The sequence below is a fragment of the Pseudomonas sp. MF6767 genome, assembly GCF_016405475.1.
Lineage (GTDB): Bacteria > Pseudomonadota > Gammaproteobacteria > Pseudomonadales > Pseudomonadaceae > Aquipseudomonas > Aquipseudomonas paracarnis.
Map to the genome: position 1 here is coordinate 122,796 of NZ_JAEKCY010000004.1, position 23,740 is coordinate 146,535.

Consider the following 23,740-nt stretch of genomic DNA (forward strand, 5'->3'; position numbering starts at 1 on the left):
CATCGATGACAGACCGTAGCGCCCGCCTGGCCTTCATTTTGAGCCTGACCGATAAGGTCACCGCCCCCATGGGCAAGGTGAAGACAAGTTTTTCTGACCTGGCCCAACAGGGCCAGAAGAACATCACCCAGATGGGCCTTGGCCTGGCTGGGATGGTGGGCGCCGGTGTGGCCATCACCCAGTCCCTGGAACCAGCTCTGGAGATGAACCGCGCCCTGGGCGAAGTCCGATCGCTGGGCGTGGCCGAAGATGCGTTGAATGCTCTGAACCGCAAATCCCTAGAGTTCTCTGTCGCTTATGGCGAGAACGCCCGGGATTTTGTCGCCTCGGCATACCACATTGAAGGTGCGATCAAAGGGCTGGTGGGCAATCAGTTGGCGACGTTCACCAACGCCAGCGACGTGCTGGCCAAGGCCACCAAGGCCGACGCAGACACCATGGGCACCTACGTCGGCACCATGTACAACCTATTCAAGGGCCAGGCCGACGCCATGGGCAAGGGCCAGTGGGTTGAAACGCTGGCCGGCCAAACTGCCACCGCCGTGCAACTGTTCCGCACCAGTGGCGAGCAGATCGGCGAGGCATTCAAAAGCGCCGGTGGCCTGGCCAGCACCGCAGGTGTGAGCCTGGCCGAGCAAATGGCGGTGCTGGGCACCTTGGGCGGCACCATGGACGGCGGGGAGGCCGGTGGCCTCTACAAGTCATTCTTTGAGAACGTCAGCGGCGCATCGGAAAAGCTCGGAATGTCCTTTGTGGACCAGCAGGGCAAGTTGCTGCCGATGATGAACATCCTGGACAAGCTCAAAGGCAAGTTTGGGGATCTGTCGATCGAGGCCAACGGCAAGCAGCTGCGCGACGCCTTTGGTGGTGAAGCGGCCCGCCTGATCACCACCCTGATGGGCGACACCGGCCGATTGAAAAACGGCATGGAACAACTGGGCAATGTACGCGGCCTGGAAAACGCCGAGCGCATGGCCAAGGCCATGGTGGACCCGTGGCAACAGTTCGGCGCCGCTGTGCAGGCGCTGCGCATCGCCTTCGGCCAGTCATTGATCCCGATCCTGGCGCCGCTGATGGATCGCTTGGTGGGCATTGCCAGCACGCTGACCCGCTGGACCCAGTTGTTCCCCAACATCACCCGCGTGATCGGCATCGCTACGTTGGTGGTGTTCGGGATCATTGCGGCCATGTCCCTGCTCACCTTGACCGTGGGCATGTCGAAGATGGTCTGGCTGGGCTTGGTCACGGTGTGGAAAGTCCTGACCATGGCCGGCCTGCGCAGTATCGCTATGTTCCTGTACCACACCGTTATGGTGATCGGCTTCGTGGCCGGTCTGGTGCTGATGGTCGCCTGGATGGGCCTGGTCAAGGGCGCAATGTTGCTGTGGCAGGGCGCGATCTGGTTGGTCAATACCGCGTTGCTGGCCAACCCGGTGACCTGGATCGTGATCGGCATCGTTGCCCTGGTCGCGGCCGTGGCGGCGGCGATCATTTATTGGGACCAGTGGACCAGCGCGCTACTCAACAGCGAGGCGTTCAATTGGGTCAGCGGCCAACTGACTGCATTGTCGGACTGGTTCGATTCGATGGGCGGCTGGTCGAGCATGGCCAGCGCCGCCTGGGACGGCATCGTCAGCATCTTTAAACAGGCCATCAACGGCTTGATCGAGATGTTGAACAAGATCCCCGGAGTAAACATCGAGGCGGCGTTTGGTGACATGCCGGCAGCGCCTGAGCTGCCAGGTATCAGCGCACCCAGTGTTGAGGCGCCGTTGCTGCCGCAACTGGTGAGCGCTCCACAGCAGCCGATCCAGGTCCCGCTGATGATGGCCAACACACCGAAAATGCCGGCGTCAGCCATGCCAACCCTAAACGCCCTGCAGCCCCAGGCCCAAGCGCCGGCCCTGGTCCTGGCTCCGGTACCGAAAACCCCGGCGCCGATCGCGCAGCCACTCGCTGCACTGGAGCCACCACGTCAACCGCCGGCTCTGGTGTTGGCTCCGGCGCCTACAGAGAGGGCCGAACAGAGCCAGCAGCGCATCAATGGCGCCGTGGCCAGCCTGTCACCGAAGCGGCCCGACGCAGTGCCCCGGGGCGGCTTGCTGGCGAGCATCCAGAACAACAACCAAACCCAAAACAAGGGCACCCACGTGGAGAACGTGAACATTCACACCGGTAAGCAAATGAACCCGCTGGAGCTGGAAGGCATGTTAGCCATGGCGGTGGGGGGATGAGCGAATACATCGACCTGTTGATCGTCGACAACGATCTGGCGCTGGATCCATCCCGTCAGCCGCTACTGATCGAGGACCGCGCCAGCATCGCCCAGGACATTGCGCACATGATCCGCGAGAGCGGCTTGCTGGTCACCCTGGTAGCCGAGCGCAGCAAGTTGCGTCAGCGCGACTGCATCCAGCAGTTGGAGCTGCTGGTGGAGGCCGACGCACGCCTGGTACCGGGCACTGCGTTGATTAACCAGGTGCAGTCCGGACAGTACCTTGTCACGGCCAAAACGCTGAAATTCGGTGACATTGAGGTGACCCTGTGAGCGACGTCGATTTCAAACAGGCGCTGATAGACGCCGGCATTCCGACCACCGAGGAAGGACTACGCCAAGCCTGGGAAAAGGAAGTGGCCGCCCAGGGCAGCAAGATGAGTAACACCAGCGCCTATTCGCCGTTCTGGCGGGTAATCACGGCACTGGTGACCAAGCCGGTCATGTGGCTGATCAGCTTTATCAGCGACACCGTGCTGCCTAACTTCTTTGTGAAAACTGCCCGCGACAAGTGGCTGGACATGCTGGCCTGGGCGGTCAACGTTGAGCGCAAGGGCGCGACCAAAGCCAAAGGCGTGTTGCTGTTTATTCGCGATGTTGCCGGCGGTGCGCTGGAACTGCCCGCTGGCATCCTGGTGCAGTCTGCAGCTATCAACGGCCATATCTATCAACTGGTGACCACCCAGGCCGCAACCTTTACCGATGGACTGATGCAGCTGGAAGTCCCAGTAGAAGCCCAGGAGGTGGGCAGCGGGTACAACCTGGCCCCGGGTTATTACGCGATCCTGCCGGTACCGATTGCCGGCATTGTCCAGGTGGTGAACGCGGATGGTTGGCTGATTGCACCAGGTGCAGATCCTGAGCCGGACGATCAGCTGCGTTTGCGCGTGCGTAACCAGTTCTCGGCGGTCAACCAGTGGCACACCGATGCGGTCTATCGGGCGATGATTTCGGATTTTCCGGGCGTGCGGCCGGATGGCGTGTACTTCCTGCACGGCGCACCCCGGGGACCAGGCAGCGCCAACGCCTATGTGCTGTTTGAAGCGGACGTGCCGGCGGCGACTTACCTGGAGCAAATCAACGCGCATATCCGCGACCAGGGCAACCATGGCCACGGCGACGATCTGCTGGTGATGGTCATGCCTGAAACCCAGCACGCGCTGCGTCTGACCTTGTGGCCACGCGCATTATTGGGCGCCGAACAGCGCGCCAAGCTGCAGGCCGACGTCGATCAGTTTATCCGCGCCGCCTTCCGCGAGAGCGGCACCGGTGACTATCAGCCGACGCTGACCTATCCGCAGTCGCGGTTTTCATTCAGCCGCCTGGGCGAAGAACTTCACCAGCAGTTCGCCGGCATTGAGTCGCTGCACTTTGATAACGCTGACATCGTGTCGGAGTTGAGCATCCCCCGGATTCAATCGCTGCAGGTGGTGTTCGCATGATCAAGCTGAACTTGCCGTTCTGGCTTGACGGCCCGCAGTTGGCCAAGCTCAAGTCGGCCAGCCAGACCTGGTGGGAAAAGGTCGAGGGCTGGTTGCAATGGCCCTTGCTGCAGATGGATGCAGACACCTGCCATTTGACCGTCCTCGATCTGCTGGCCTGGCAGCGAGATATCAGCCGCTTCAAGGACGAACCCGAAAGCCTGTACCGCTTACGCGTCAAGTTCGCCTTTATAAACGCCGTCGATGCCGGCAGCACAGCGGGCCTCAAGCGCATCCTGCAGCGCCTGGGCGTTGGCTACGTCGAGATCGACGAGCGTATGCCCGATCGAGACTGGGACGTGGTGCTGCTGCGCCTGTCCGACTCGCAGCTGTCGCAAAACCCTGAGCTGATGCGGGTTCTGATCCAGCAGTACGGCCGCACGTGCCGGCGTTATGACTTCGTGACCATCACCCCCGTATCACTGCGCATTGTCGCGGTGGACTTCAACGACGACCAGCAAACACTGGTTGCCAGCCTGTAGGAGCCTCCCGTGGGAGCCAGCATTACCCTTGCAGGTGAAAGCCTGATCGCGCAAAAACAAGGCGCACAACAACCCCTGATCGTGTCCCGTTTTGTTCTGGCCAATGTGCCAGGGCTGAACCCCAACGGCCCGGTTGATCGTGCGGCGCCGAAGCCGGCGGCGCACTTGGTCGCGAGTTATGACGTCACGCAAAAAGGGTTCGTGAACCCTAGCCAAGTCGTCTACAGCCTGATGATGGGCAGTGATATTGGAGACTTTGACTGGAACTGGATCGGCCTGGAAACCGCTGAAAATGTGTTGTTGGCAGTGGCGTATGTGCCTGTACAGCAAAAGCGCAAGAACATACCGCCGCAGCAAGTGGGCAACAACGTCACGCGCAACTTCCTGGTGGTGTTCGACGGTGCGCAGGCGCTAACAGGCATCACCGTCGACGCAAGCACATGGCAGCATGATTTCACTGTGCGCCTCCACGGTATCGATGAACGCGAACGCTTGAGCAATCGCGATATCTACGGACGAGCTTGTTTTTTTGGCAGCGCTTTTCAGGTGGAGAAAGTCGGCAGTGATTACCGACTTAAGCCTGGAATGGCCTATGTCGAAGGGATTCGCCTGGTTTTACCTGAGTTCTTCCCAGTCGCGGTGCCCAGGTTGCCGAGCGCAGTTTATTTGATCGTATCGCTGCGCCGTGAATTGAGTGACGTGGTGGCCAGCTGGACGTTGGGATACGAGGCAAATCAGGCTGATTACACTGATAGCTCTGGCACCCGCCATTACTGCATTGCGCTGGCGGACCTGACGCCTTCACAGATCAGCGACTATCGTGCTGCAGAGCCAATAAACAGCCCGCTCATCAGTCATTTCGCCGCTCGCACCGGGGACTACCCGCAGTTGCGCGCCCGAGCAACAACTAAAGGTGACGTAGGGCTAAGCAACGTTCCTAACGCCATCAGCGATGATTACGCGACAGATAACAGCTTGATCATCGCCACGACCAAAGCGGTCAACTCTGTGCGCCGCCTGCTGCAGCAGGCGATAGATAAAATCATCTCGGGAGACACGCCAGCCGGAAAGGCGAAACGGCTGGAAACCCCCAGAACGCTATCAATCAGCGGAGCGGGCACGGGCGAGGCGCAGTTTGATGGTGGTGACAACGCCACCATCCCGCTGACACTTGCAGACAGTGGGGTCAAGGCTGGCACGTACCCTAAAGTTCAGGTGAATGCGAAAGGCATCGTAGTCGGAGCCCAGGCGCTTTCGGCCCAGGATATCCCTGGTTTGGACTGGAGCAAGATCACCAGCGGTAAGCCTAATACGCTCAACGGGTACGGCATCACCGACGCAATACATGCCGGGGACTACGGGCTGGCGGGCACTACATCGCCTTCATCTGCCATCGACCATAAAGACCTTCCTGGCGGTTTTCACTACTTTGGGGCTGGCTATACAACCTTTAGTGAGTACGTCGGCCTGATCAATATTCCCTACGGCTTTTCCTCTTATTCAGGCCAGATCGGCCTGCAGCAAGGGACTGATGACGTCAAATTGCTGGTTCGCTCGGTGAACAAGACAGGGGATTGGACGCCTACGCGCTCTGTCTGGCACAACGGGAATTTCGACCCAAACACTAAAGCTGATGCGGCTACGACACTTGAAGGCTATGGCATTACCAACGCCATTCCGACGGGGTTAACCAATAAGCGGCCCCAGCTTTACGCCCCGCAATCAGGGGACGGCTTTGATCGTGGCGCGCTTGAGATCCGCGAAGCGGAAGCCATCGGCAGCGGTAGCGTCGCCGCTCAATACGCGCCGCGAATCTCTTTTCATTGGCGTTCGGTCGCCTCCGGTGGCCTGAGCATGAACGCCGCCGGAGAACTGCTATGGAACGGGAGGCCCCTGTGGCACAGCGGTAACGGCCCGAAAAATACAGCGAGCCTGGGCGATATCGGTTTTTGGCGCTGCGCTGACACAGGTGTGGTTCTTCAATGGGGGACGGTCGCTGCGCACCCTGCTGTCGCTCAATCAGTGAGTTTCCGCGTGGCGTTCAACGTCGTGTGTTTTGGCGTTCTCCCTACTACCAACAACGCGAGCGGTGGTGCAAACGCTGACTCCGGTTATCAGATCGTGAGCAAGAGCGTGACCGGGTTTACGGCCTACCGACAAGACTACAACATCACCAACATCGGCCAAGACAGCGGCTATAGCTGGTTTGCCGTAGGGTTCTGAGGAACGATCATGAGCAAGTTATTCAGCGCTTCAACAATGGGCTTTTACGACACCGAATTCAGCCTCTCGATACCCACTGATGCTTTCGAGATTTCGGATGAGCTTCACGAACAGTTGGTTTCCGGCCCGTCGCACGGCCTGCAGTTGTCGCTCAATGCGAAAAATAAGCCTTGCTTGATCAAGGTTGAGCAGGATTCCAATGCTCTGGCGACGATGGAACGCCGGTGGCGGGATACACAGCTGTCTCTCAACGAATGGCTGGTAACGCGTCACCGTGACGATCGGGAGATGAACGTTCCCTCCGTTCTGACTGATGAGCAGTTCGCCGAGTTATTGGTTTATCGACGGGCATTGCGGGATTGGCCCGAGTCGGAGCTCTTTCCCAAGGTTTCGCATCGACCCGCTGAGCCTGTTTGGCTTGAGTCTCAGTTGGTATTGAACCCATGACCTGGGCGCCCGTCGCAATGCGCTGGCCGGCTCAGGCTACCCAATGGATGGGGCAACTGTCAGCGGCCAAGGAGCTGGCCAGCACCGAGCAGGTCAGTACCGCCAAGCGCTTGGCGGATCTGAACGGAAAGACCAGCACCAACCCGGGGCAGGTGGGTGACGCCGCCCAGGGCGCGATCGTTACCGGCCGCGGGGCATTGGCGGATCAGATGGGCGAGGCCCCGGCGTGCTTGGTGGTGACACCATTTCAAAGTGGAATCGGCCAGGGCCGCGGCTACCAGCGGTTTCTGTCGGCACCGAACCTACTGCAGCAGCTGGCCGGCAAACTGGTGGACGTGAGCGACTCCGGCCGGCCGGATGGTCCCCATTTCGCCCTGTGCCTGATGTTCCTGGCCACACGCTTTGATCAGTTGGCCGAGAGCCTGGCGCGCTTCAATGCGCTGTTGCCCATGCCTGACCTGGTGCGAGCCGAGCGCCGTGCACGGCACCTGTCGAAGCTGGAGACGGAAAAATGGGAGATCCCCGCCGCCGGCACGCTGCCGCGTTGGCAGGCGCTGCCCCTTGAACGCTGCACCGTGGTCAAGGCCGCGCAACAATCCATGTCTGGCCAGCTCGCCGTCCTGGAGAGCTACGCGGCCGATAGCTCACCCATGGCCGACCTTGCCGCGTTGGCAAACCGCAAAGCGGCTCAACAGCAGGGCCGGGACCAGCAGCTGGCCGACCTTAAAGCCTCGCTCGCAGGCGGCAACCCTGACAGTAGTATGCGCGCGCGCCTGATCGGACCAGGCAACGCCACCGAGCTGCGCCAGGCGTTGCTGGACGGTGACGCCCCGGGGCATGAATGGGTGCTCTGTGCCGGCGCGCTCCTGGTGGGATCGGAAAAGGGACTGAGCTTCGTTCGCGAGTTGGTGGGCCTATGACGCTGCTACTGGATGGGCAAGAGGTTCGCGGGAAGAATCTCAAGGTCACCGGCAATCTGCGCATCGAGAGTGACGATTTGTCAGGCCAGACCAGCAACACGGACAAGGGGCACAAGGGCTTCAAGCCCAAGACCCTGACCGTCAACCTGATGATTCCCTTCGTTGACCAGGTGCAACTGCGCGATCTGATGCGCCTGGTGGAAGCGACCGAAGGCGGTGGTCAGCTCAAGACGTACCGCATCGTCAACGACACCGCCGCCGCGTTCGGTATGCGCCAGGTGACGTTCACCGAAGGCGTGAGCGCCCGGGAAGATGACAACCTGCGCGGCTGGCTGATTCAGTTCACCCTGACTGAAAAACTGTCGAACCCGGAGAAAGTCGAAGGGCGGCGATCGGGTAACGCGGTGACCGCACAATCTGGCCCCGGCGGGGCAGTGGGTGGCAGCGGCGGTACCGGTGGCGATTCCAGCAGCGGGCCGGAGGAACTGACCGGCTTTGAAGCCACGCTGAAAAAGGTGGACGGCTGGCTGGGCGGGGCTAACACATGAAGCTGCACAAGGAGTTGGCCATCAATGGCGTGCCCTACGTCCTGGTCAAAAACGAAGTGCGACTGGACGCGAAAAGCCCCGGCCGAGCGACGTTCACCATTCAAGCCTCGGCGCCGGTCAAGGGGTTGGTGACGCTCGATATCGGCTACAACGGCAACACGCTGCAGCGACACTTCATTGGCTACGTCGAACGCTCCACCACGGCCAGCAGCACCCAACAGGTGCTGTTCTGCCGCGAGCTGGCCGCGATCCTGGCCAACCCGCTGCCGCTGAACCTGCGACACGTCGACCTGCGCGCCGTCCTGGTCGAGATCGGCCAGCACACCGGCCTACGCTTTCGCGTCCCGGATCGGCCATATGCCGGCGTCAAGGCACCTTTCTTCTACAGCCTTGCCGCTGGTTACCAAGCCATGGACAGCCTGGCCCGGGTTTTCAACATCCCCGACTTCATCTGGCAGCAGCAGGGTGACGGGGAAGTGTTCGTGGGCAGTTGGGCCGACAGCTTCTTTGGCGTTCGTTCGCCGCTGCAGCTGCCGGTGGAACTATTCAATGACTACCAGGGCAATCAAAGCGCGATGATTGCAGCCCTTCCCGGGTTGCGACCAGGTGCAACAATCAACAACGGCGAGCGCATCACCAGTGTGGCGCTCATCGACAACCAGATGGCTATCCGATGGACGACGCAATCCGCCGCAGCGTAGAACGACAATTTCCCGAACTGACCGGCGGTTATCACCTGCCACGCTTTGCCCGGGTTGTCGCCGTGGCCGACGCCCCGGCCGGCGCCGGTATCTGTGACGACTTCCGGCCGCGCTATGCGGTCGATATCGAGGTCATGGGGCCGGACGGCGAGCCAGACACCAAGCTGCCGATCCTGGCCGGCGTGCCACTCCCACTGCCCACCGGTGGCGAAGAGATGGGCATCTATGCGTTTCCCGAGGAGGGCACCCAAGTTGTGGTTTGCTTTGCCTACGGTTTGCCGCACAAGCCCTATATCCAGACAATTTTGCCCCACGGCCTGAGTATGCCCAGCGTCCCAAAGGGGGATCAGGTGTGGCAGCACAGCGAAGCCAGTCAGCAGCGTGTGGACGCCGACGGCAACTGGCTGCGTCAGACTGACGGCAAGATTCGGGACAAGTCGATCGAGCGCGAAGTGGACGCCCTGGGTAACACTGAGCGTTTCCAGAATCACACTAGGACGGTGGATGACCATTCAACTGAGTCAGTGGGTGGAATCAAGACGATCGAGGCGCTGGGCGCGCTCAAGCTCCTGTCGGGTGGATCCGCGAGCCTGGCGGCGGTGAATGATCTTCACCAGGCAACTGGGCGGGACTTGAACCTGGTAATAGGGCAGAAGCACAACGCCACCGTGGGTGGTGACATGCAGGAAAGGATAGAGGGTCTGCGTAAGAGCGTGGCGGCGGCCAGCCAGCAATTGATTGCGCCGAAAAATCATGTCGGTTCTGATAGCGTGAACATCTTCCAGGTGGTGTGTGATTTGCTCGACCTGGTGCAACAGATGAACACCCAGCTGGCCAGTCACACCCATGGACCGACGCCGGTACCAGGAAACGCGGCTGAGTTCATAACCAACGCGGGGACGGCCACCTTATTGGCCGGAAAGTTAAAGCCGATCACGTTGTAAAAAGATGTCGCCTATCGGCTCCCTCTAAACATAAAACAGTCAAGCCCTAGCGCTACCCAAGAGCCGCCAACACACGGCTAGGCTCATTGTGTTAAGCACCCAGGAGCGCCCACGCTGCACCTTCCGTCTTCCGTCTTCCGTCTTCCGTCAGCGGTGCTCCAAGCTCTGCAGTGTGTCCACGGCGACATTGAACGCTTTGAATACCGTCGCTACTCCACATCTTGACCTCGCCTTGGAGCTCAAGCGTAAAAACCCGATGACATTTCTTCCATGGAGCATCTGTCACAGTTAAGGATCTGCTACTAACAAATTCGGTACTGTACGATGCGAAAATGTGGCATCGTTTGACCTGCTAGGTAACGAGGCTCCTAAGCAGCATCAGAAAAGCAGGAAATGGGCGCCGCTGAAAAAATTTTTGCTGAAGCGAGCTGATCCTCCAGTTAAATTTGCACACACTTACTTAAACCAACTTAGTTGACTATCAATGAACATTCTTCTTGTTATCACCGGCCTCGGCATGGGCGGCGCTGAAACTCAAACTGTGAGCTTGGCAGATCAATTTGCTGCCCGCGGGCACAATGTAACTATTGCTTACATTTTGAAGCCCGCAATTGTTCTGCCGCGTTCTGAGAAGGTTAAAGTTTTTTGGCTGGAGGGGGAAAAGTCAGCTTTTAGTATGGCTAAGGCGTATGTCAATCTTGCAAAAATAATAAATCAGTTCAAGCCAGACGTGGTTCACAGCCATATGTTTCACGCCAACATTCTGTCACGGCTTGCAAGATTGATCTGTAGAGTTCCCCGTTTGATATGTACTGCGCATAATACAAATGAGGGTGGCAAACTACGCATGTTGGCTTATCGAGTAACACACTCACTTGGTGACGAGTTCACTAATGTCAGTCAGGAGGCTGTCGAAGCTTTTGAGCACAAGAAGGCCGCACCTGTGGGCCACATGTTGTCTACGCATAATGGCATTGATACACAAAGGCTCAGCTTCAATCCAGTCGCTAGGCAGCAACTCCGGTCTGAACTAGATATTCAGCAGAGTAAAGTCTTTATCGCTATTGGGCGTTTTCACGAGCAAAAGGACTACCCTAATCTACTTGATGCCTTTTCAAAATTTAGCCGCGGCCAATCATCTTGCCATCTTTTGATTGTAGGAGATGGCGAGCTTCGCCCTCAAATTGAACAGCAAATCAAGAATCTCGGTTTACAGGATAAGGTTAGCCTGTTGGGAATTCGAAAAGATGTGCCTGAATTGCTTTCGGCGTCGGATATTTTTGTGCTCTCTTCGGCTTGGGAGGGTTTTGGCCTAGTGGTTGCTGAGGCAATGGCCGCAGAACGCATTACCATCTCTACGAACTGTGGCGGAGTGGCAGAAGTCATGGGTGGCAATGGTTTTCTGATTTCCCCTCGGGATAGCGTCGCGCTGGCTGATAGCATGCAACAATCGGTTGATTTGTCTGATGCTGCAGCGAGCGAATATGGCAGTAAATCTAGACAGCACATTATCGAAAAGTTTGGGCTAGATAGCGTCGTAGATCGCTGGCTTAAAATTTACACCAAGGATGTCGGATAGAAAAAAACGCGATGTGTTCTGCTAAGGCCGCTTAGATTGGTCATCGAATTACACCGCAGCAAGTAGCCATGTTGCTTTTGCGAAAAACCAAATAGACCTGCTTTGCAGGTCATTTTTACTATAACTTCGATATTGGTAACTCGCCATATCTGTAACGGCTCGAACTTGAAAAAAAGCGGACTCGCACTTATCCCGCTTTACAGATCACATAATTTGCATCTATCCATAGCCGCAAGCTCAGCGTAATTGCAGCTCATGTTTGCGCTAGCTCCCACCGTCAAATGTAAGTCCACTTGCAATTAATCTAACTCCACGGCTTTAACTTTTAGCAATTAGTGATCCATAAGTGTCACTGAATGCGAGCCTGCGTTATTCAACGCAAGCCGCTACAGTTGAACATTCGCTCATACAATGCCCCACGCTGCATTCGGGACTTTCCTGCTAGTCCCAGCCGCCTCTGGAACACTTGCCTACTTTGATGACTTCAATTTTAGAGAGTGCAGGCTCGCTTTTCATGTTTTTGCCCATGAGCTGCTGATCGTCGAGGTTGAACCTTACATCTGGTGCCCGGGCAGTGCGAAGTTTTCGGCTATACAGGCGGCCGCCGGAAAATACATCGCAACAAGAAAAAAACTTATGAAAAAGCACTTATCCCCCTCCCGCCGACGGGGTTTGTGTCCTTTTTTTGTGCAAAGTCGGAAGTAGTGCAAACGAAGCTGCAGCCCAAGCGGGCCTTGGGGCTCTGCAGGCGATCGGCAATTTCACAGATTGCAAAGTTTTGAAGAGAAATGCAGCGCGGCTGCACAACAGTGCGATGGGTGTACTTCAACAGCGGAAAGCTGAAGTCCCCGGCCCCATTGGGCGAAAAAATGAAAAACACCGTAATTCGTAGGTTTTCATTCTCGGATGGGCTCTTTTGAAGACGCCTCGCTGACCAATGGCCGAAACGCCTTTTTGCTCTGGAGCCCCCGAATACTGTGGGCTGTAGCCGATGCGCTCCATTACAGGGAGTTTCACACCGATTCGGAGGCGGCCAAGCGAAGGTGGGGCAGCTCATTCAGCTTCTGCAGGCGCGTGAACTCATTCTTCACAACAGGAATCAGCAGGCGTTCCAGCGCGTCACGCAGCTTTGTCGCCTGCTCCTCGGTCAACCTTTTAACCGAGCCGGTGACGCTGCTGGCGCAGAGGACGTTGGCGGGGAGGATGCCCAACATATCCATGGAACCGTCGATGTAGCCGCCCAGGTATTCCTGCCGTTTGAACAGTACGGAGCTTTCAGGGGCTTCCTGGTAATCCCAATGAACCTCCCAGGTCGAACTGTTCTTCTTTATTTCGATGATGGGTTCAGCTGCTTGGGACGCTGGCTTACGCATGCTTGCTTCCTTTGATCAGTGCGCGGCTGAGCATTCTGGGCATTAGCTTCGAGGCGTCCGCATTATTGTTTATTTAGGTTGACCCCCAAATCCCTGTCAGATCATGGATATCTGTCAGCGAGTGCCCTGCAGGCCCCGTGTTTACTGGGGTTCAGCTCTGACAGCGGGGTTGGATGTTTGTGTCAGTTTCTCCCTCATAAATAAAAAACCCTTATAAAACAGTCACTTAAAAACAGTAAAACTGACACTACTGTTTTGTCAGGTTTTGACAGGTCGCTGACAGCTTTCTGACAGTGATGCAAAACGCTGAAAGGCTTGAAATACAAGGGTTACAGAACAGAGAAATATAAATCTGACAAATCTGACAGGCTTTTAAGGGGTCAACCCTAATTTTTTTGCGCTTCGCATAAGGGGCGGGGGCTGATGCGCGAACACTCATTGCTGGCTCGAAAAATCGGGACTCTCAGACTGCCCGTCTCATTCCGCCTTCAATAGCTCGTAGCGGTCACTAGCAAGCTGTGCCTGATCATCGGTAATAGGTAGAACGGCGTCAGTCGTCGTCTGTGGGCAACGCCGCATTGAGTCGCTCTATCAGCCAAGAGCATGACCCCCACATCATCGTGGCGTCCTGGTACGTCGTCTCCCGATCAGTCAGGTGCACGGCGTCGTTTCGGACTTTGGACAGTTGCAAAAAGGTTGCGTAGATAAGGGCGTCTATCACTCGCTCATCGTGCAGCGCTCGCATTTTCACCACGGGACTGGCCTTCGCCGGAAACTCAATGCCCGCTTTGTTAGCCAATTGGTCGACAGCCGCCTCTACTTCAAGCCATGAGTGCAGGATGGCTCCTCGTGGCGACAAGGCGGCTAGTTGGAGAGCAACAGGCGTTGGGAGGGGGGCTTTTTCATCACCAGGAGGTTCTTGAGGCTTGCTCGGGAGACTTTCCTGAACTGCCTTCAACTCCTCGGTGAGATCGACATGAAGCTCGCCGTATTTGAAGCTAGGGATTTTGGGAATGAGTCCCAGGATGGGATTTTTTAGCAGGCATACGACTGTTACAACTGCGGCAGGCCATGCGAGTGCTGACGCCATCGCCGAAACAAACTGCATCCAATCCATGGTCACACTCCAAAAGCAGGCTCTTGTTACGTGGGTTGTTACGTGTGACACAAAAAACAAAGGCCTGCATCGCTGCAAGCCTTTGTTTTTAAATGGTGCCGGCACCAGGAGTCGAACCCGGGACCTACTGATTACAAGTCAGTTGCTCTACCAACTGAGCTATACCGGCGTGTTAGGGCGACGATTATAGCGATTGGAAAGGTTCTGTAAACCCCTGAATTCTGACTATTTTTGCAAAGTCGGAGGTTTCTTGCGATCAGGCTGTCTTGGGCACGTTTTCACAGGTTGCAAGCCTGTGGAAAAACACACGCTGAAAAAGCCATTAAATTGACTGTCTACCGTCCATCTAAAAAGCCGAGCATAAAAACAGCAAAATAATGACACTTCAAACCCTTTGTCACAGAATGCCCCCAATAAGGGCGCCTATAAAAAGACCTGCGGCAAGTGCCCGCACTTGCTGACCTTCACGTCTTTAAGCTGCGTCGTGAGGAGCAGGCTATGAGCCTAAGCAAAGAAATTCTGGCGTTGTTTGGCAAAGACGTTACCCATGATGCCGACGGCATCAATGCAAGAATGCACTTTTTCGGCAGTGTTCCTGACGAAAGTATTTACCAACAGCCCCTCAATGCCCCGGAGCTGCGCCCTAAAATAGTGGCGTTGGTGTCTATCAATGGCGGTGTGGGCCGCAGCACTCTGGTCACGGCCTTGAGCAGTGGGTTGCAGCGCCTGGGTGAGTCGGTGGTGGCGCTGGACCTGGACCCGCAGAATGCCTTGCATCATCACTTTGGGGTCAGTTCCACCTTGCCCGGCATCGGCCGCACCAGTCTGGAGCATGGGCAATGGGCGCCCTTGCAGCAGTTGGGCTTTGCCGGTTGCCAGGTGATGACCTTCGGCGATATCGATATCCAGCAGCAGGAAAGCCTCGAGCGCTGGCTCAAGCAGGAGCCCGGTTGGCTGGCGCAGCGTCTTGGATGCCTGGGGCTCAGCGAGCGGCACACGGTGATCATCGATACGCCCGCGGGTAATAACGTCTATTTCCATCAAGCGTTGAGCGTTGCCGATGTGGTGCTGGTCATCGTGCAGGCGGACGCTGCTTGCCTTGGGACCCTGGATCATCTGGACCTGCTGCTCGCTCCGCACCTTGAGGGCGAGCGCCCGCCGGTTGTGCAGGTGGTGATTAACCAGGTGGATGAGAGCAACCCCTTCAGCCTGGACATGGTCGAGGCGTTCAAGCATCGCTTGGGCAAAGAGCCGTTGGAAGTTCATCGCGATATGGCCATCAATGAGGCGTTGGCCTACTCATCCGACCCACTGGATAACGTGGCGAAACGGCTGGCCAGTGATGATATCAACGAGGTTTGCCTGTGGCTGAAGGCGCCAAAACAGACCGCATAAAGCGCCCGTTATTCGCGTGGCGCCAGATGCTTATGCACAATCGGTTGGTAACGGGTGTCACGAAACAGCCATTTTGTGCAGCAGTTCTCAGCACGCGGCAACTGCCTGTTTTGTGTGCACTTTATTTTGTGAACAAAAAATAACCAGGCCAGCTTTGGGTGTGAAGTGCCGATATCTAGGGCCTCTGCAAAGTATTCATCAACAGAGTTATCCACAGGGCGTTTGTAGGATTTTTTGCCCTTTATTCGCGCTCGGCCAGCACCATCAGGTTGCGAGGGGTCAACGATGGTTCGCAGAAGCTGCCGACCTCGACGTTGTAGCCCTGTTCCACCATGAACAGTGCCCGGTCCAATACCAACCACAGTTCCAATGGGCGTCGAAACAAGCCTCTCACTAACTCAAGGTTGCGCACCTCTGCCAGGCGTTGCCAGCCGTGGGCTTCCAGGGCTGGCCAGTTCTGCTCGCCTGTGGATAAGCCCTTGAGGCTTGCCAGTTCCTGGCAATAGTCGGCAAAGGGTTTATCCAGCCAACTGGCGGGCAGGGAAGGTGTTGGCAGGTAGTCGTCGCAGCCACGCAGTTGCCGTTGCAGTTGGTCAAAGCCCAGGCGGCGGGCCATGGATGTGTCCCGTTGTTGGCGTACACGGTTGCCGGCGGTGACGGTTTCGCTCAGTGGCAGGCCCAGGTCCTCAATCGACAGTTGCAGCAAGGAGGCACGCCCGGCGGCGGAGAGGGCTTGATAACGGTCGGCGGTGATGCGGTTGTAGCAGCAGGGCGCCAGGGCCAGTTGTTTGCAGCCGGCGGCGCTGGCCAGTTGCAGCAGGCGCACATGCAGGTCGCCGCAGGCATGCAGGGCGACCGGCGTGTGTTCGGGCTGGATCGCGACATCCGCCATCACGTCTTGCAGATGATGGATTGCGGGCAGGTCGTGGCGATCACTCAAGGCTTGGCCGGAGGCGATCAGGGCGGGGTCATATTCCAGGCAAGTCAACCGTTGGCCGGGTTGCAGCAGGCGGCGGCCTAGGTGGCCTTTGCCGGCGCACCAGTCCAGCCAGTGGGCAGGCGTTTGGGTAAAGGTCAGCGCGGCGCCGAAGGCTTCGATCTGTTGCCATTTGCGCCCTGGCACGTCGACATTCAAACGATGGCGAGCGGGCTCAAGGGTGTGCGTGGGTAACTTATCCACAGTAGCGAGGCGCAGCGCGTGAGCGGCCAGCTGTGGAAAAGGTGTGGGCGCGGGCAGGTCGTGGGGTTGGTTGTGACTGGCTTCAGCTTCGGCCAGCGAACGCCGACGCAGCCACTGGGATAACTCGGGATGCTCGGTTTCCCAGGGCAACTGCAACTGAGTAAAGGGCCGTGGTCGCCACAGCCCTTGGTGTTCGGTCAGGAACGCATCCAGTGCCTGGAAGCGTGCCTCAACGTCCTTGGCATGCATCGACGCGCAGCCATTTTTCCAGCAGTTTGAAGCCGCGCACCAGCACGTAGGCCATCAGCTGGTAGAACAACCCTGCGGCGAAGAAAATCTCCACCGGCAGGTAAGTGCGGGCAATGATGGTGCGCGCCATGCCGGTCAGTTCCAGCAGGGTCACGGTACTGGCCAAGGCGCTGGCCTTGAGCATCAGGATCACTTCGTTGCTGTAGGCCGGCAGGCCGATGCGCGAGGCGCGTGGCAGGATGATGTAGAACAGCGTCTTGGGCTTGGACATGCCCAGGGCCCGCGCCGCTTCGATCTCGCCCGGCGGAATGGCCTGGATCGCACCGCGCAGGATCTCGGCAATGTAGGCGGCGGTGTGCAGGGTCATGGTGGCGGTGGCGCACCAGAACGGGTCTCGCAGGTACGGCCACATGAAGCTGTTGCGCACGGCGTCGAACTGCGCCAGGCCGTAATACACCAGGAACAACTGCACCAGCAGCGGCGTGCCACGGAAGAAGAAAATGTAGCCGTAGGGCAGGGCGCTCACGTACCAGCGGCGCGAAGAGCGGGCGATGCCCAGAGGGATCGCCAGCAGCAGGCCGGCGATCACGGCGATTGCCACCAGCTCCAGGGTCAGGGTTGCGCCCTGGGCCAACTTCGGCAGCCACTTGATGATCACGGCCCAGTTCAGGCCCAGGTCAAAGTGCGATAGCCAGCTGTAGTCGCCGCTCATTGGGTGCTCCTTGCAAAGCCGCGGGCGGCGCGTTTTTCCAGGAAGTGCATGCTGGTCATCGCCAGTACTGTCAGGCCCAGGTACATGAAGGCGGCGACCATGAAGAAGGTGAAGGGTTGCTTGGTCACGGTCACGCCGATCTGCGCGTGGCGCATGATTTCTTCCAGGCCGATCACCGACACCAGCGCGGTGTCTTTCATCAGGATCATGAACAGGTTACCCAGGCCCGGCAGGGCGATGCGCCACATCTGCGGCATGATCAGCCGGGTGAAAATCCGAAACTTCGACAGCCCCAACGCCACACCGGCTTCGCGGTGGCCCTTGGGAATGGCGAGGATCGCGCCGCGGAACACTTCCGTTGCATAGGCGCCGAAGCACAGGCCCAGGGCGATGACGCCGGCGGCGAAGGCACTCAGCGACAGGTCGGGGTTGCCGAAGAACTCACCGAGCGCACGCATCAGGTTGACGGTGCCAAAGTAAATCAGCAGCACCCACAGTAATTCGGGAATACCGCGAACGATGGTCGAATACGCACCGCCCAGCCATTGCAGTGGCTTGTACGGGGAGGTCTTGGCCAAGGCGCCGGCAAGGCCGAGCACCAGCCCCAGGCACAGGGCCGTGAGCGCCAGTTTGACGGTCATCAGCGCGCCGGCGGCAAGGGCCGGGCCGAATCCGTAGAGATCGAAATTCATGGTGTTTTCATATCGCGGCAGGCATTGCTAAAAGCCAGCGCGCTCGCAGGAGCGCGCCGGGCAGGCCGTTCAGATCATTCGATGCTGAACGGGAAGTACTTGTCGTTGATCTTCTTGTAGGTGCCGTCTGCCTTGATCTCTGCCAGGGCTTTGTTCAGGCGCTCGCGCAGCGGGTCGCCCTTGCGTACGGCGATACCAATCTTGTCGCTTTCTACCACCGGGTCGCCTTTGAATTCATAGGCCGAACCGTCTTTGCTCTTGAGCCATTCGTACTGCACGTACTTGTCAGCCAGGATGCCGTCGAGGCGACCGGAGGTCAGGTCGAGGTAGGCGTTTTCCTGCGTGTCGTAGAGCTTGGCTTCGGTGTCCGGCAGCTTGTCTTCCAGGTAGGTACCGGCCAGCGTTGCGCGCTGTGCACCGATCACCTTGCCTTTGAGGTAAGTGGCGTCGGTCTTGAAGTCCGCAGTGGCTTTGGGCGCAATGAACTGCAGCTTGTTGGAGTAGTACGGGTCGGTGAAGTCAACCGCCTGCTTGCGCTCGTCGGTGATCGACAGCGAGGACACCAGGAAGTCGAACTTCTTGGCGTTCAAGGCAGGGATGATGCCGTCCCAGTCGGACACATACACTTCGCACTTCTCGACTTTCATCTTGGCGCACAGGGCGTCGCCGATGTCCTTGTCGAAGCCGACAACGTTGCCGCTGGCGTCTTTATTGTTGAACGGCGGGTAGGCCGCTTCGATCCCCATCTTCAAGGTTTCTGCCATGGCCGTGGCGCTGAACGCCATCGAGACGGCCGCGGCCAGAAGGAATTTCTTATAGGTCTGCATGCATGTTGCTCCGTTAGCGGTTGCTGGACATGAATTGTTTGCAGCGCGCCGAAAGCGGGTTTTCAAATACCTGCTGTGGCGATCCTTGCTCTTCGACCAGGCCCTGGTGCAAAAACACCACTTCGCTGGATACCTGACGGGCGAAGCCCATTTCGTGGGTGACCAGCAGCATGGTGCGGCCTTCTTCGGCCAGCGCGCGGATCACATTAAGTACTTCCTGGACCATTTCCGGGTCAAGCGCCGACGTCGGTTCGTCGAACAGGATGACTTTAGGCTGCATCGCCAGGGTACGCGCAATCGCCGCGCGTTGTTGTTGGCCACCAGAGAGTTGCGCAGGGTAGGCGTGGCGCTTGTCGGCGATACCAACCTTGGCCAGCAGGGCCTCGGCCACTTCTATCGCTTCGGCCTTGCTCTGGCCGAGCACGCGCCGAGGAGCCTCGATGATGTTGTCGAGGATGCTCATGTGCGGCCACAGGTTAAAGTTTTGAAACACAAACCCGATTTCGCTGCGCAAGCGGTTGATCTGCTTGCCGTCGGCGGCCATCAGTTCGCCGTTTTTCGCGGCCTTTAGCTTGAGTTCTTCGCCGGCCACCAGGATCTGGCCCTGGTGCGGGTTTTCCAGCAGGTTGATGCAGCGCAGGAAGGTGGACTTGCCGGAACCGGAGGAACCCAGGATCGAGATCACATCGCCGTCGCGAGCGGTCAGCGAGATACCTTTGAGTACCTCAAGCTCACCATAGCGTTTATGCAAGTTGCGGATTTCAAGCGCGGGCGTGGCCTCGGCCATGTGCGGTCCTCATTGTGTTCGTTGCGATCTTCGCTGTTGGGCCGCCTTCCTGGCGAGGCGCCAAGCTAGCATAGCGTTTGGATGACAGCCAACAGCGCTGCGGACGGTTAACCGGTGGTCTGCGGCAGGGTGTCGCATCGGCGCAGCAGTGTGTCGCGCCATCAACAACCTACAGACGTTTGACCCGGAAAGATCCACAGGCTTCGCGTAAAAAAGGGCGCGATGGTGCCAGCTTTGGCCGGGTGTTGGAAGGGTTAACCGGGCAAACGGTCCATATCAGCCCGGTTATGGGGCGTCACGTACTTTTTGTGTGTGTTTTTGGTGCGTCGCAATGCCACGAATGTGAGTCGCACGGTAACGCTATAGCGGAATGCCATTGTTCTCAATGACTTGCGATGAGTAGTGAATTGTCCTACAGCCCCCGCCAACTGTGGTTCTGAAATATTTTGGCGCAAATCTTGCGTAAAAAATAAAGAACGCCCTGTTGGATTCTTTTCACGAGAAAGGCTGCAAGCCGGGCGAACCGTTTTCGCAATTCCTCGCAAAGGTGTGTCAATGAGTAGTACGCAAAGCTCCAATGACCTCGAACAGGGGCTCAAACCGCGTCACGTCACCATGCTGTCGATTGCCGGTGTCATCGGCGCCGGTTTGTTTGTCGGCTCCGGCCATGCGATCGCTGCTGCCGGCCCGGCTGTGCTGTTGGCCTATGCAGCCGCCGGTACGCTGGTAGTCCTGGTGATGCGCATGCTGGCCGAGATGGCCGTTGCGTCACCGGATACCGGTTCGTTCTCTACCTATGCCGACCGGGCAATCGGCCACTGGGCCGGTTTCACCATTGGCTGGCTCTACTGGTGGTTCTGGGTGCTGGTGATTCCGCTGGAAGCCAACGCGGCGGCGACCATCCTGCACGCCTGGTTCCCCGACGTGGCGATCTGGGTGTTCACCCTGGTCATTACCTTGCTGCTCACCGCAACCAACTTGTTCAGCGTGAAGAACTACGGCGAGTTCGAGTTCTGGTTTGCGCTGATCAAGGTCGTAGCGATCGTGGGCTTTGTGATCCTCGGCCTGGCCGCGATCTTCGGCTTCTTGCCCACCAGCCAGGTCAGCGGTGTTTCGCACCTGTTCGATACCCAAGGGTTCATGCCCAACGGCATGGGTGCCGTATTGGCGGCGATCCTGACCACCATGTTCTCGTTCATGGGCACCGAGATTGTCACCATCGCCGCAGCCGAATCGAAGAACCCGGGCCAGCAAATCACCAAGGCCACCAACTCGGTGATCTGGCGGATTGGTTTGTTCTACCTGTTGTCGATCTTCATCGTGGTGTCCCTGGTGCCTTGGAACGATCCGACCCTGGCTGCCGTAGGCTCCTACCAGACCGTGCTGGAGCGCATGGGCATTCCGAACGCCAAGCTGATTGTCGACCTGGTGGTGCTGGTTGCCGTGACCAGCTGCCTCAACTCGGCGCTGTACACCGCGTCGCGCATGCTGTTCTCCCTGGGCCGTCGCGGTGACGCACCGGCCGTGGCCAAGCGCACCAACAAGAGCGGCACGCCTTACTGGGCGGTGTTGCTGTCTACCGGCGCCGCGTTCCTGGCGGTATTCGCCAACTACGTCGCTCCGGCGGCGGTGTTCGAATTCCTGCTGGCCAGCTCCGGCGCCATTGCGTTGCTGGTGTACCTGGTGATTGCGGTGTCGCAACTGCGCATGCGCCAGAAGCGTGCGGCAGCGGGCGAGAAGATCGTCTTCAAGATGTGGCTGTTCCCAGGCCTGACGTACGCGGTGATGGTGTTCATCGTCGGTACGTTGACCATCATGTTGTTCCAGGAAGCACACCGGGTCGAGATCATCGCCACCGGGGTTCTGAGCTTGCTGGTGGTATTGGCGGGGTTGGTGGTGGCGAGCCGTCGCAAGGCCCAAAGAGTGGGGGCTGCGGCGCTTAGCTGACGAGAGACGGTGGTAATGCACCGCGCAACAATGTGGGAGCCGGGCTTGCCAGTCAGTTAAGACAGAATCGGTAACTGTGGCGAGGGAGCTTGCTCCCGCTGGGGCGCGAAGCGGCCCCAAAAATGGGACTGCTACGCAGTCCAGCGGGAGCAAGCTCCCTCGCCACAAGTCACTGGTTGTCTGCTTGAGCTCTTAACTGACTGGCATTAGGGCAAGCCCGCTCCCACACTTTTTATTTTGTGTCAGTCGGGGGCGTTGGCCAGCGCCTGGGACGCCGCCACGTAATCGGCCTGGAACTGCGGCGACTCAATCCACGCTAACGCCGCGGCTTCGTCATCGCTGTCCGTCGCCCACTGCCGATACTCGATCAGCGCCGCCAGGATAAAGTCGGTCGCTTCTTCTTCGCCTTCCTGCTCCAGCACCAACGCCAGCAACGGGTGCGCCAGGAACACCGCACACAGCGCCTGCTGGCTGATCTCGCCAGCGGCACGCATTTCGACGAACAGTTCAGTCAAATCCACCGACTCAAGGTCGATGCGGCTGTCGTCGCCAGCAAAAGCATCCGGCTTGTGCGCCACGGCGCGCTGGGTGCGGTTTTGCTTGGCCTTGGCTTTTGCCCGGTGGGCGCGTTTTTGCTGCTTGTTTGGCGAGGCCATGGGCTCAACGTCCTTGGGGGTCTGGTCTGGAGGGTGTATTGAAGCGCAGGTTGGGGTAAATCCCAAGGGTTTCTCGGGCGGCAATGATTACTGTAGTGCTCGACCTTATCTGCGCGGGTACTTAGGCTGACAGTCTATTGACCCACCAGAGCCCGCCCATGACCCGTGACACCCTGGAACACCATCAGGTCCCGATCTACTTTGTTGCCGTCTTTGTGGCCGTCACGTTTGGCCTGTTCTGGCCCTTGTCGGCGCAGGGCTTCAGCCTTTGGGTGACACCTGCCGTCGCCGTGCTGATGTATGCGATGTTTTTGCAGATACCCTTTCTTGAGCTGCGCCAAGGCTTGGGCAACAAGCGATTCATGGCGGCCTTGCTGCTGGCCAATTTCATTCTGGTGCCTTTGCTGGTGTGGGGGTTGACCCGCGGCCTGGTGGAGCGTCCGGCGTTGCTGGTGGGCGCTCTGCTGGTGTTGCTGACGCCCTGTATCGACTACGTGGTGGTGTTTACCCATATCGGCAAGGGCGATTCGCGTTCGATGCTGGCGGCAACCCCGCTGTTGCTGTTGCTGCAACTGCTGCTGTTGCCGGTATACCTGGGGCTGATGTTGGGCGAGCAATCCAGCGTGGTGGTAGCGGCGGGGCCATTTGTAGAGGCGTTCGTGGGGTTGATTGTGGTGCCGATGCTTCTGGCTGTCCTCACCAGCGCGCTTGCGCGGCGTTCGAGCGCTATCGGTCTTTGGAGCAGCGCCTGGGCGTGGTTGCCGGTGCCGGCGATGGCGCTGGTGTTGTTTGTCGTGCTCGCTTCGCACATCACTGCGGTGGTGCGAGATATCAACTTGTTGTTGCCGGTCATTCCAATCTACGTGGCATTTGTACTGTTGGCACCGTTGATGGGCATTGGGGCTGCGCGGCTGTTCGCACTGCCAGCGGTGACGGCGCGGGCGGTGACGTTCAGTGCGTCGACGCGTAATTCGCTGGTGGTTTTGCCATTGGCGCTGGCCCTGCCGGAGGATGTGCGCGGTTTGGCCGCAACGGTGGTGATCCTGCAGACCCTGATCGAGCTGGTTGCCGAGTTGGCCTACGTTCGCCTGATCCCGGCAGTGGTGTGGCCCACCAGTCGGTAACCACGTGAATGTTCAGGTCTGTTCAGGCGCCATTCAGGGGCGCGTTCGGCACCATACGCCAGCGCTTCCCACCTGACAGGT

The 23,740-nt window shown here is 58.4% G+C and carries 22 protein-coding genes and 1 tRNA gene; 14 read left to right on the forward strand and 9 right to left on the reverse strand.

Annotated elements, in window-relative coordinates; translation table 11 throughout:
- The first annotated feature begins 5 nt into the window (after window positions 1–5).
- The 11 genes from JFT58_RS09120 to JFT58_RS09170 all read left to right on the forward strand — a co-directional run bounded on the left by JFT58_RS09120 (window position 6) and on the right by JFT58_RS09170 (window position 11,600).
- Window positions 6–2,234 carry a phage tail tape measure protein gene (locus JFT58_RS09120; protein ID WP_181124568.1) on the forward strand — a complete coding sequence of 743 codons (2,229 nt, stop codon included), beginning with the start codon at window positions 6–8 and terminating at the stop codon, window positions 2,232–2,234.
- Window positions 2,231–2,548 carry a DUF2590 family protein gene (locus JFT58_RS09125; RefSeq protein ID WP_057976310.1) on the forward strand — a complete coding sequence of 106 codons (318 nt, stop codon included), beginning with the start codon at window positions 2,231–2,233 and terminating at the stop codon, window positions 2,546–2,548. Before JFT58_RS09120 ends, JFT58_RS09125 begins: the two co-directional genes overlap by 4 nt.
- The gene (locus tag JFT58_RS09130; RefSeq protein ID WP_181124570.1) at window positions 2,545–3,717 is read left to right on the forward strand and encodes a baseplate J/gp47 family protein; all 1,173 of its coding nucleotides are present in this window, start codon (window positions 2,545–2,547) and stop codon (window positions 3,715–3,717) included. The genes JFT58_RS09125 and JFT58_RS09130 overlap by 4 nt, the downstream gene beginning before the upstream one ends.
- Window positions 3,714–4,238, forward strand: a complete 525-nt coding sequence (locus JFT58_RS09135; RefSeq protein WP_181124573.1) for a phage tail protein — start codon at window positions 3,714–3,716, stop codon at window positions 4,236–4,238. The genes JFT58_RS09130 and JFT58_RS09135 overlap by 4 nt, the downstream gene beginning before the upstream one ends.
- A gap of 9 nt (window positions 4,239–4,247) precedes the next feature.
- Entirely contained in the window at window positions 4,248–6,461 is a 2,214-nt protein-coding gene (locus JFT58_RS09140; RefSeq protein WP_181124575.1) for a phage tail protein, read from the forward strand.
- Window positions 6,462–6,470: 9 nt separating this feature from the next.
- Window positions 6,471–6,908: a phage tail assembly chaperone gene (locus JFT58_RS09145; protein WP_181124577.1), complete on the forward strand. Its 438-nt coding sequence runs from the start codon at window positions 6,471–6,473 to the stop codon at window positions 6,906–6,908.
- Window positions 6,905–7,828 (forward strand): hypothetical protein, encoded by a 924-nt coding sequence (locus JFT58_RS09150; protein WP_181124579.1) that lies wholly within the window; start codon window positions 6,905–6,907, stop codon window positions 7,826–7,828. The genes JFT58_RS09145 and JFT58_RS09150 overlap by 4 nt, the downstream gene beginning before the upstream one ends.
- Entirely contained in the window at window positions 7,825–8,376 is a 552-nt protein-coding gene (locus tag JFT58_RS09155) for a baseplate complex protein (protein ID WP_057976298.1), read from the forward strand. The genes JFT58_RS09150 and JFT58_RS09155 overlap by 4 nt, the downstream gene beginning before the upstream one ends.
- The gene (locus JFT58_RS09160) at window positions 8,373–9,077 is read left to right on the forward strand and encodes a hypothetical protein (protein WP_181124581.1); all 705 of its coding nucleotides are present in this window, start codon (window positions 8,373–8,375) and stop codon (window positions 9,075–9,077) included. The genes JFT58_RS09155 and JFT58_RS09160 overlap by 4 nt, the downstream gene beginning before the upstream one ends.
- Window positions 9,050–10,021: a hypothetical protein gene (locus JFT58_RS09165; protein ID WP_060765825.1), complete on the forward strand. Its 972-nt coding sequence runs from the start codon at window positions 9,050–9,052 to the stop codon at window positions 10,019–10,021. Before JFT58_RS09160 ends, JFT58_RS09165 begins: the two co-directional genes overlap by 28 nt.
- A gap of 484 nt (window positions 10,022–10,505) precedes the next feature.
- On the forward strand, window positions 10,506–11,600 hold the full coding sequence (locus tag JFT58_RS09170; RefSeq protein WP_181124583.1) for a glycosyltransferase: 1,095 nt from the start codon (window positions 10,506–10,508) through the stop codon (window positions 11,598–11,600).
- A 1,013-nt stretch (window positions 11,601–12,613) separates the two neighbouring features.
- Here the strand turns inward: JFT58_RS09170 and JFT58_RS09175 are convergent.
- The 3 genes from JFT58_RS09175 to JFT58_RS09185 form a co-directional block, all read right to left on the reverse strand.
- Entirely contained in the window at window positions 12,614–12,973 is a 360-nt protein-coding gene (locus JFT58_RS09175; protein ID WP_060765827.1) for a hypothetical protein, read from the reverse strand.
- 550 nt (window positions 12,974–13,523) lie between these two features.
- A complete protein-coding gene (locus JFT58_RS09180) occupies window positions 13,524–14,090 on the reverse strand; it encodes a hypothetical protein (RefSeq protein WP_181124585.1) in 567 nt (188 codons plus the stop codon).
- Window positions 14,091–14,183: 93 nt separating this feature from the next.
- Window positions 14,184–14,259, reverse strand: a tRNA-Thr gene (locus JFT58_RS09185).
- 329 nt (window positions 14,260–14,588) lie between these two features.
- On the opposite strand from JFT58_RS09185, the gene bcsQ reads away from it, so the two are divergent.
- Entirely contained in the window at window positions 14,589–15,485 is an 897-nt protein-coding gene (gene bcsQ, locus JFT58_RS09190) for a cellulose biosynthesis protein BcsQ (protein ID WP_054896622.1), read from the forward strand.
- Window positions 15,486–15,726: 241 nt separating this feature from the next.
- On the opposite strand, the gene JFT58_RS09195 is transcribed toward bcsQ, so the two are convergent.
- From JFT58_RS09195 to JFT58_RS09215, 5 genes are all read right to left on the reverse strand, one after another.
- Complete coding sequence (locus JFT58_RS09195) at window positions 15,727–16,914, reverse strand: methyltransferase (RefSeq protein ID WP_054896621.1); 1,188 nt, start codon at window positions 16,912–16,914, stop codon at window positions 15,727–15,729.
- On the reverse strand, window positions 16,895–17,584 hold the full coding sequence (locus JFT58_RS09200; protein ID WP_198834376.1) for an ABC transporter permease: 690 nt from the start codon (window positions 17,582–17,584) through the stop codon (window positions 16,895–16,897). The genes JFT58_RS09195 and JFT58_RS09200 overlap by 20 nt, the downstream gene beginning before the upstream one ends.
- 38 nt (window positions 17,585–17,622) lie before the next feature.
- The gene (locus JFT58_RS09205; RefSeq protein WP_005783890.1) at window positions 17,623–18,318 is read right to left on the reverse strand and encodes an ABC transporter permease; all 696 of its coding nucleotides are present in this window, start codon (window positions 18,316–18,318) and stop codon (window positions 17,623–17,625) included.
- A gap of 74 nt (window positions 18,319–18,392) precedes the next feature.
- Complete coding sequence (locus JFT58_RS09210) at window positions 18,393–19,145, reverse strand: ABC transporter substrate-binding protein (RefSeq protein WP_014716503.1); 753 nt, start codon at window positions 19,143–19,145, stop codon at window positions 18,393–18,395.
- Between the two features lie 13 nt (window positions 19,146–19,158).
- Window positions 19,159–19,932 carry an ABC transporter ATP-binding protein gene (locus tag JFT58_RS09215; RefSeq protein ID WP_010213906.1) on the reverse strand — a complete coding sequence of 258 codons (774 nt, stop codon included), beginning with the start codon at window positions 19,930–19,932 and terminating at the stop codon, window positions 19,159–19,161.
- Between the two features lie 555 nt (window positions 19,933–20,487).
- Here JFT58_RS09215 and gabP point away from each other — a divergent pair.
- Window positions 20,488–21,879 (forward strand): GABA permease, encoded by a 1,392-nt coding sequence (gene gabP, locus JFT58_RS09220; RefSeq protein ID WP_054899112.1) that lies wholly within the window; start codon window positions 20,488–20,490, stop codon window positions 21,877–21,879.
- 242 nt (window positions 21,880–22,121) lie between these two features.
- Here gabP and JFT58_RS09225 read toward each other — a convergent pair whose 3' ends face one another.
- Window positions 22,122–22,535 carry a hypothetical protein gene (locus JFT58_RS09225; RefSeq protein WP_034125526.1) on the reverse strand — a complete coding sequence of 138 codons (414 nt, stop codon included), beginning with the start codon at window positions 22,533–22,535 and terminating at the stop codon, window positions 22,122–22,124.
- Window positions 22,536–22,693: 158 nt separating this feature from the next.
- Here JFT58_RS09225 and JFT58_RS09230 point away from each other — a divergent pair, with 158 nt between their 5' ends.
- On the forward strand, window positions 22,694–23,659 hold the full coding sequence (locus tag JFT58_RS09230; RefSeq protein ID WP_054897556.1) for an arsenic resistance protein: 966 nt from the start codon (window positions 22,694–22,696) through the stop codon (window positions 23,657–23,659).
- Window positions 23,660–23,740: the final 81 nt, after the last annotated feature.

What these genes read in the sequence shown, in the direction of transcription:
- JFT58_RS09120 (WP_181124568.1), top strand. Translation starts at nt 6, where the DNA reads ATGACAGACCGTAGCGCCCGCCTGGCCTTCATTTTGAGCCTGACCGAT.
- JFT58_RS09125 (WP_057976310.1), top strand. Translation starts at nt 2,231, where the DNA reads ATGAGCGAATACATCGACCTGTTGATCGTCGACAACGATCTGGCGCTG.
- JFT58_RS09135 (WP_181124573.1), top strand. Translation starts at nt 3,714, where the DNA reads ATGATCAAGCTGAACTTGCCGTTCTGGCTTGACGGCCCGCAGTTGGCC.
- JFT58_RS09145 (WP_181124577.1), top strand. Translation starts at nt 6,471, where the DNA reads ATGAGCAAGTTATTCAGCGCTTCAACAATGGGCTTTTACGACACCGAA.
- JFT58_RS09150 (WP_181124579.1), top strand. Translation starts at nt 6,905, where the DNA reads ATGACCTGGGCGCCCGTCGCAATGCGCTGGCCGGCTCAGGCTACCCAA.
- JFT58_RS09155 (WP_057976298.1), top strand. Translation starts at nt 7,825, where the DNA reads ATGACGCTGCTACTGGATGGGCAAGAGGTTCGCGGGAAGAATCTCAAG.
- JFT58_RS09160 (WP_181124581.1), top strand. Translation starts at nt 8,373, where the DNA reads ATGAAGCTGCACAAGGAGTTGGCCATCAATGGCGTGCCCTACGTCCTG.
- JFT58_RS09165 (WP_060765825.1), top strand. Translation starts at nt 9,050, where the DNA reads ATGGACGACGCAATCCGCCGCAGCGTAGAACGACAATTTCCCGAACTG.
- JFT58_RS09170 (WP_181124583.1), top strand. Translation starts at nt 10,506, where the DNA reads ATGAACATTCTTCTTGTTATCACCGGCCTCGGCATGGGCGGCGCTGAA.
- JFT58_RS09175 (WP_060765827.1), bottom strand. Translation starts at nt 12,973, where the DNA reads ATGCGTAAGCCAGCGTCCCAAGCAGCTGAACCCATCATCGAAATAAAG.
- JFT58_RS09180 (WP_181124585.1), bottom strand. Translation starts at nt 14,090, where the DNA reads ATGGATTGGATGCAGTTTGTTTCGGCGATGGCGTCAGCACTCGCATGG.
- bcsQ (WP_054896622.1), top strand. Translation starts at nt 14,589, where the DNA reads ATGAGCCTAAGCAAAGAAATTCTGGCGTTGTTTGGCAAAGACGTTACC.
- JFT58_RS09195 (WP_054896621.1), bottom strand. Translation starts at nt 16,914, where the DNA reads ATGCATGCCAAGGACGTTGAGGCACGCTTCCAGGCACTGGATGCGTTC.
- JFT58_RS09205 (WP_005783890.1), bottom strand. Translation starts at nt 18,318, where the DNA reads ATGAATTTCGATCTCTACGGATTCGGCCCGGCCCTTGCCGCCGGCGCG.
- JFT58_RS09210 (WP_014716503.1), bottom strand. Translation starts at nt 19,145, where the DNA reads ATGCAGACCTATAAGAAATTCCTTCTGGCCGCGGCCGTCTCGATGGCG.
- JFT58_RS09215 (WP_010213906.1), bottom strand. Translation starts at nt 19,932, where the DNA reads ATGGCCGAGGCCACGCCCGCGCTTGAAATCCGCAACTTGCATAAACGC.
- gabP (WP_054899112.1), top strand. Translation starts at nt 20,488, where the DNA reads ATGAGTAGTACGCAAAGCTCCAATGACCTCGAACAGGGGCTCAAACCG.
- JFT58_RS09225 (WP_034125526.1), bottom strand. Translation starts at nt 22,535, where the DNA reads ATGGCCTCGCCAAACAAGCAGCAAAAACGCGCCCACCGGGCAAAAGCC.
- JFT58_RS09230 (WP_054897556.1), top strand. Translation starts at nt 22,694, where the DNA reads ATGACCCGTGACACCCTGGAACACCATCAGGTCCCGATCTACTTTGTT.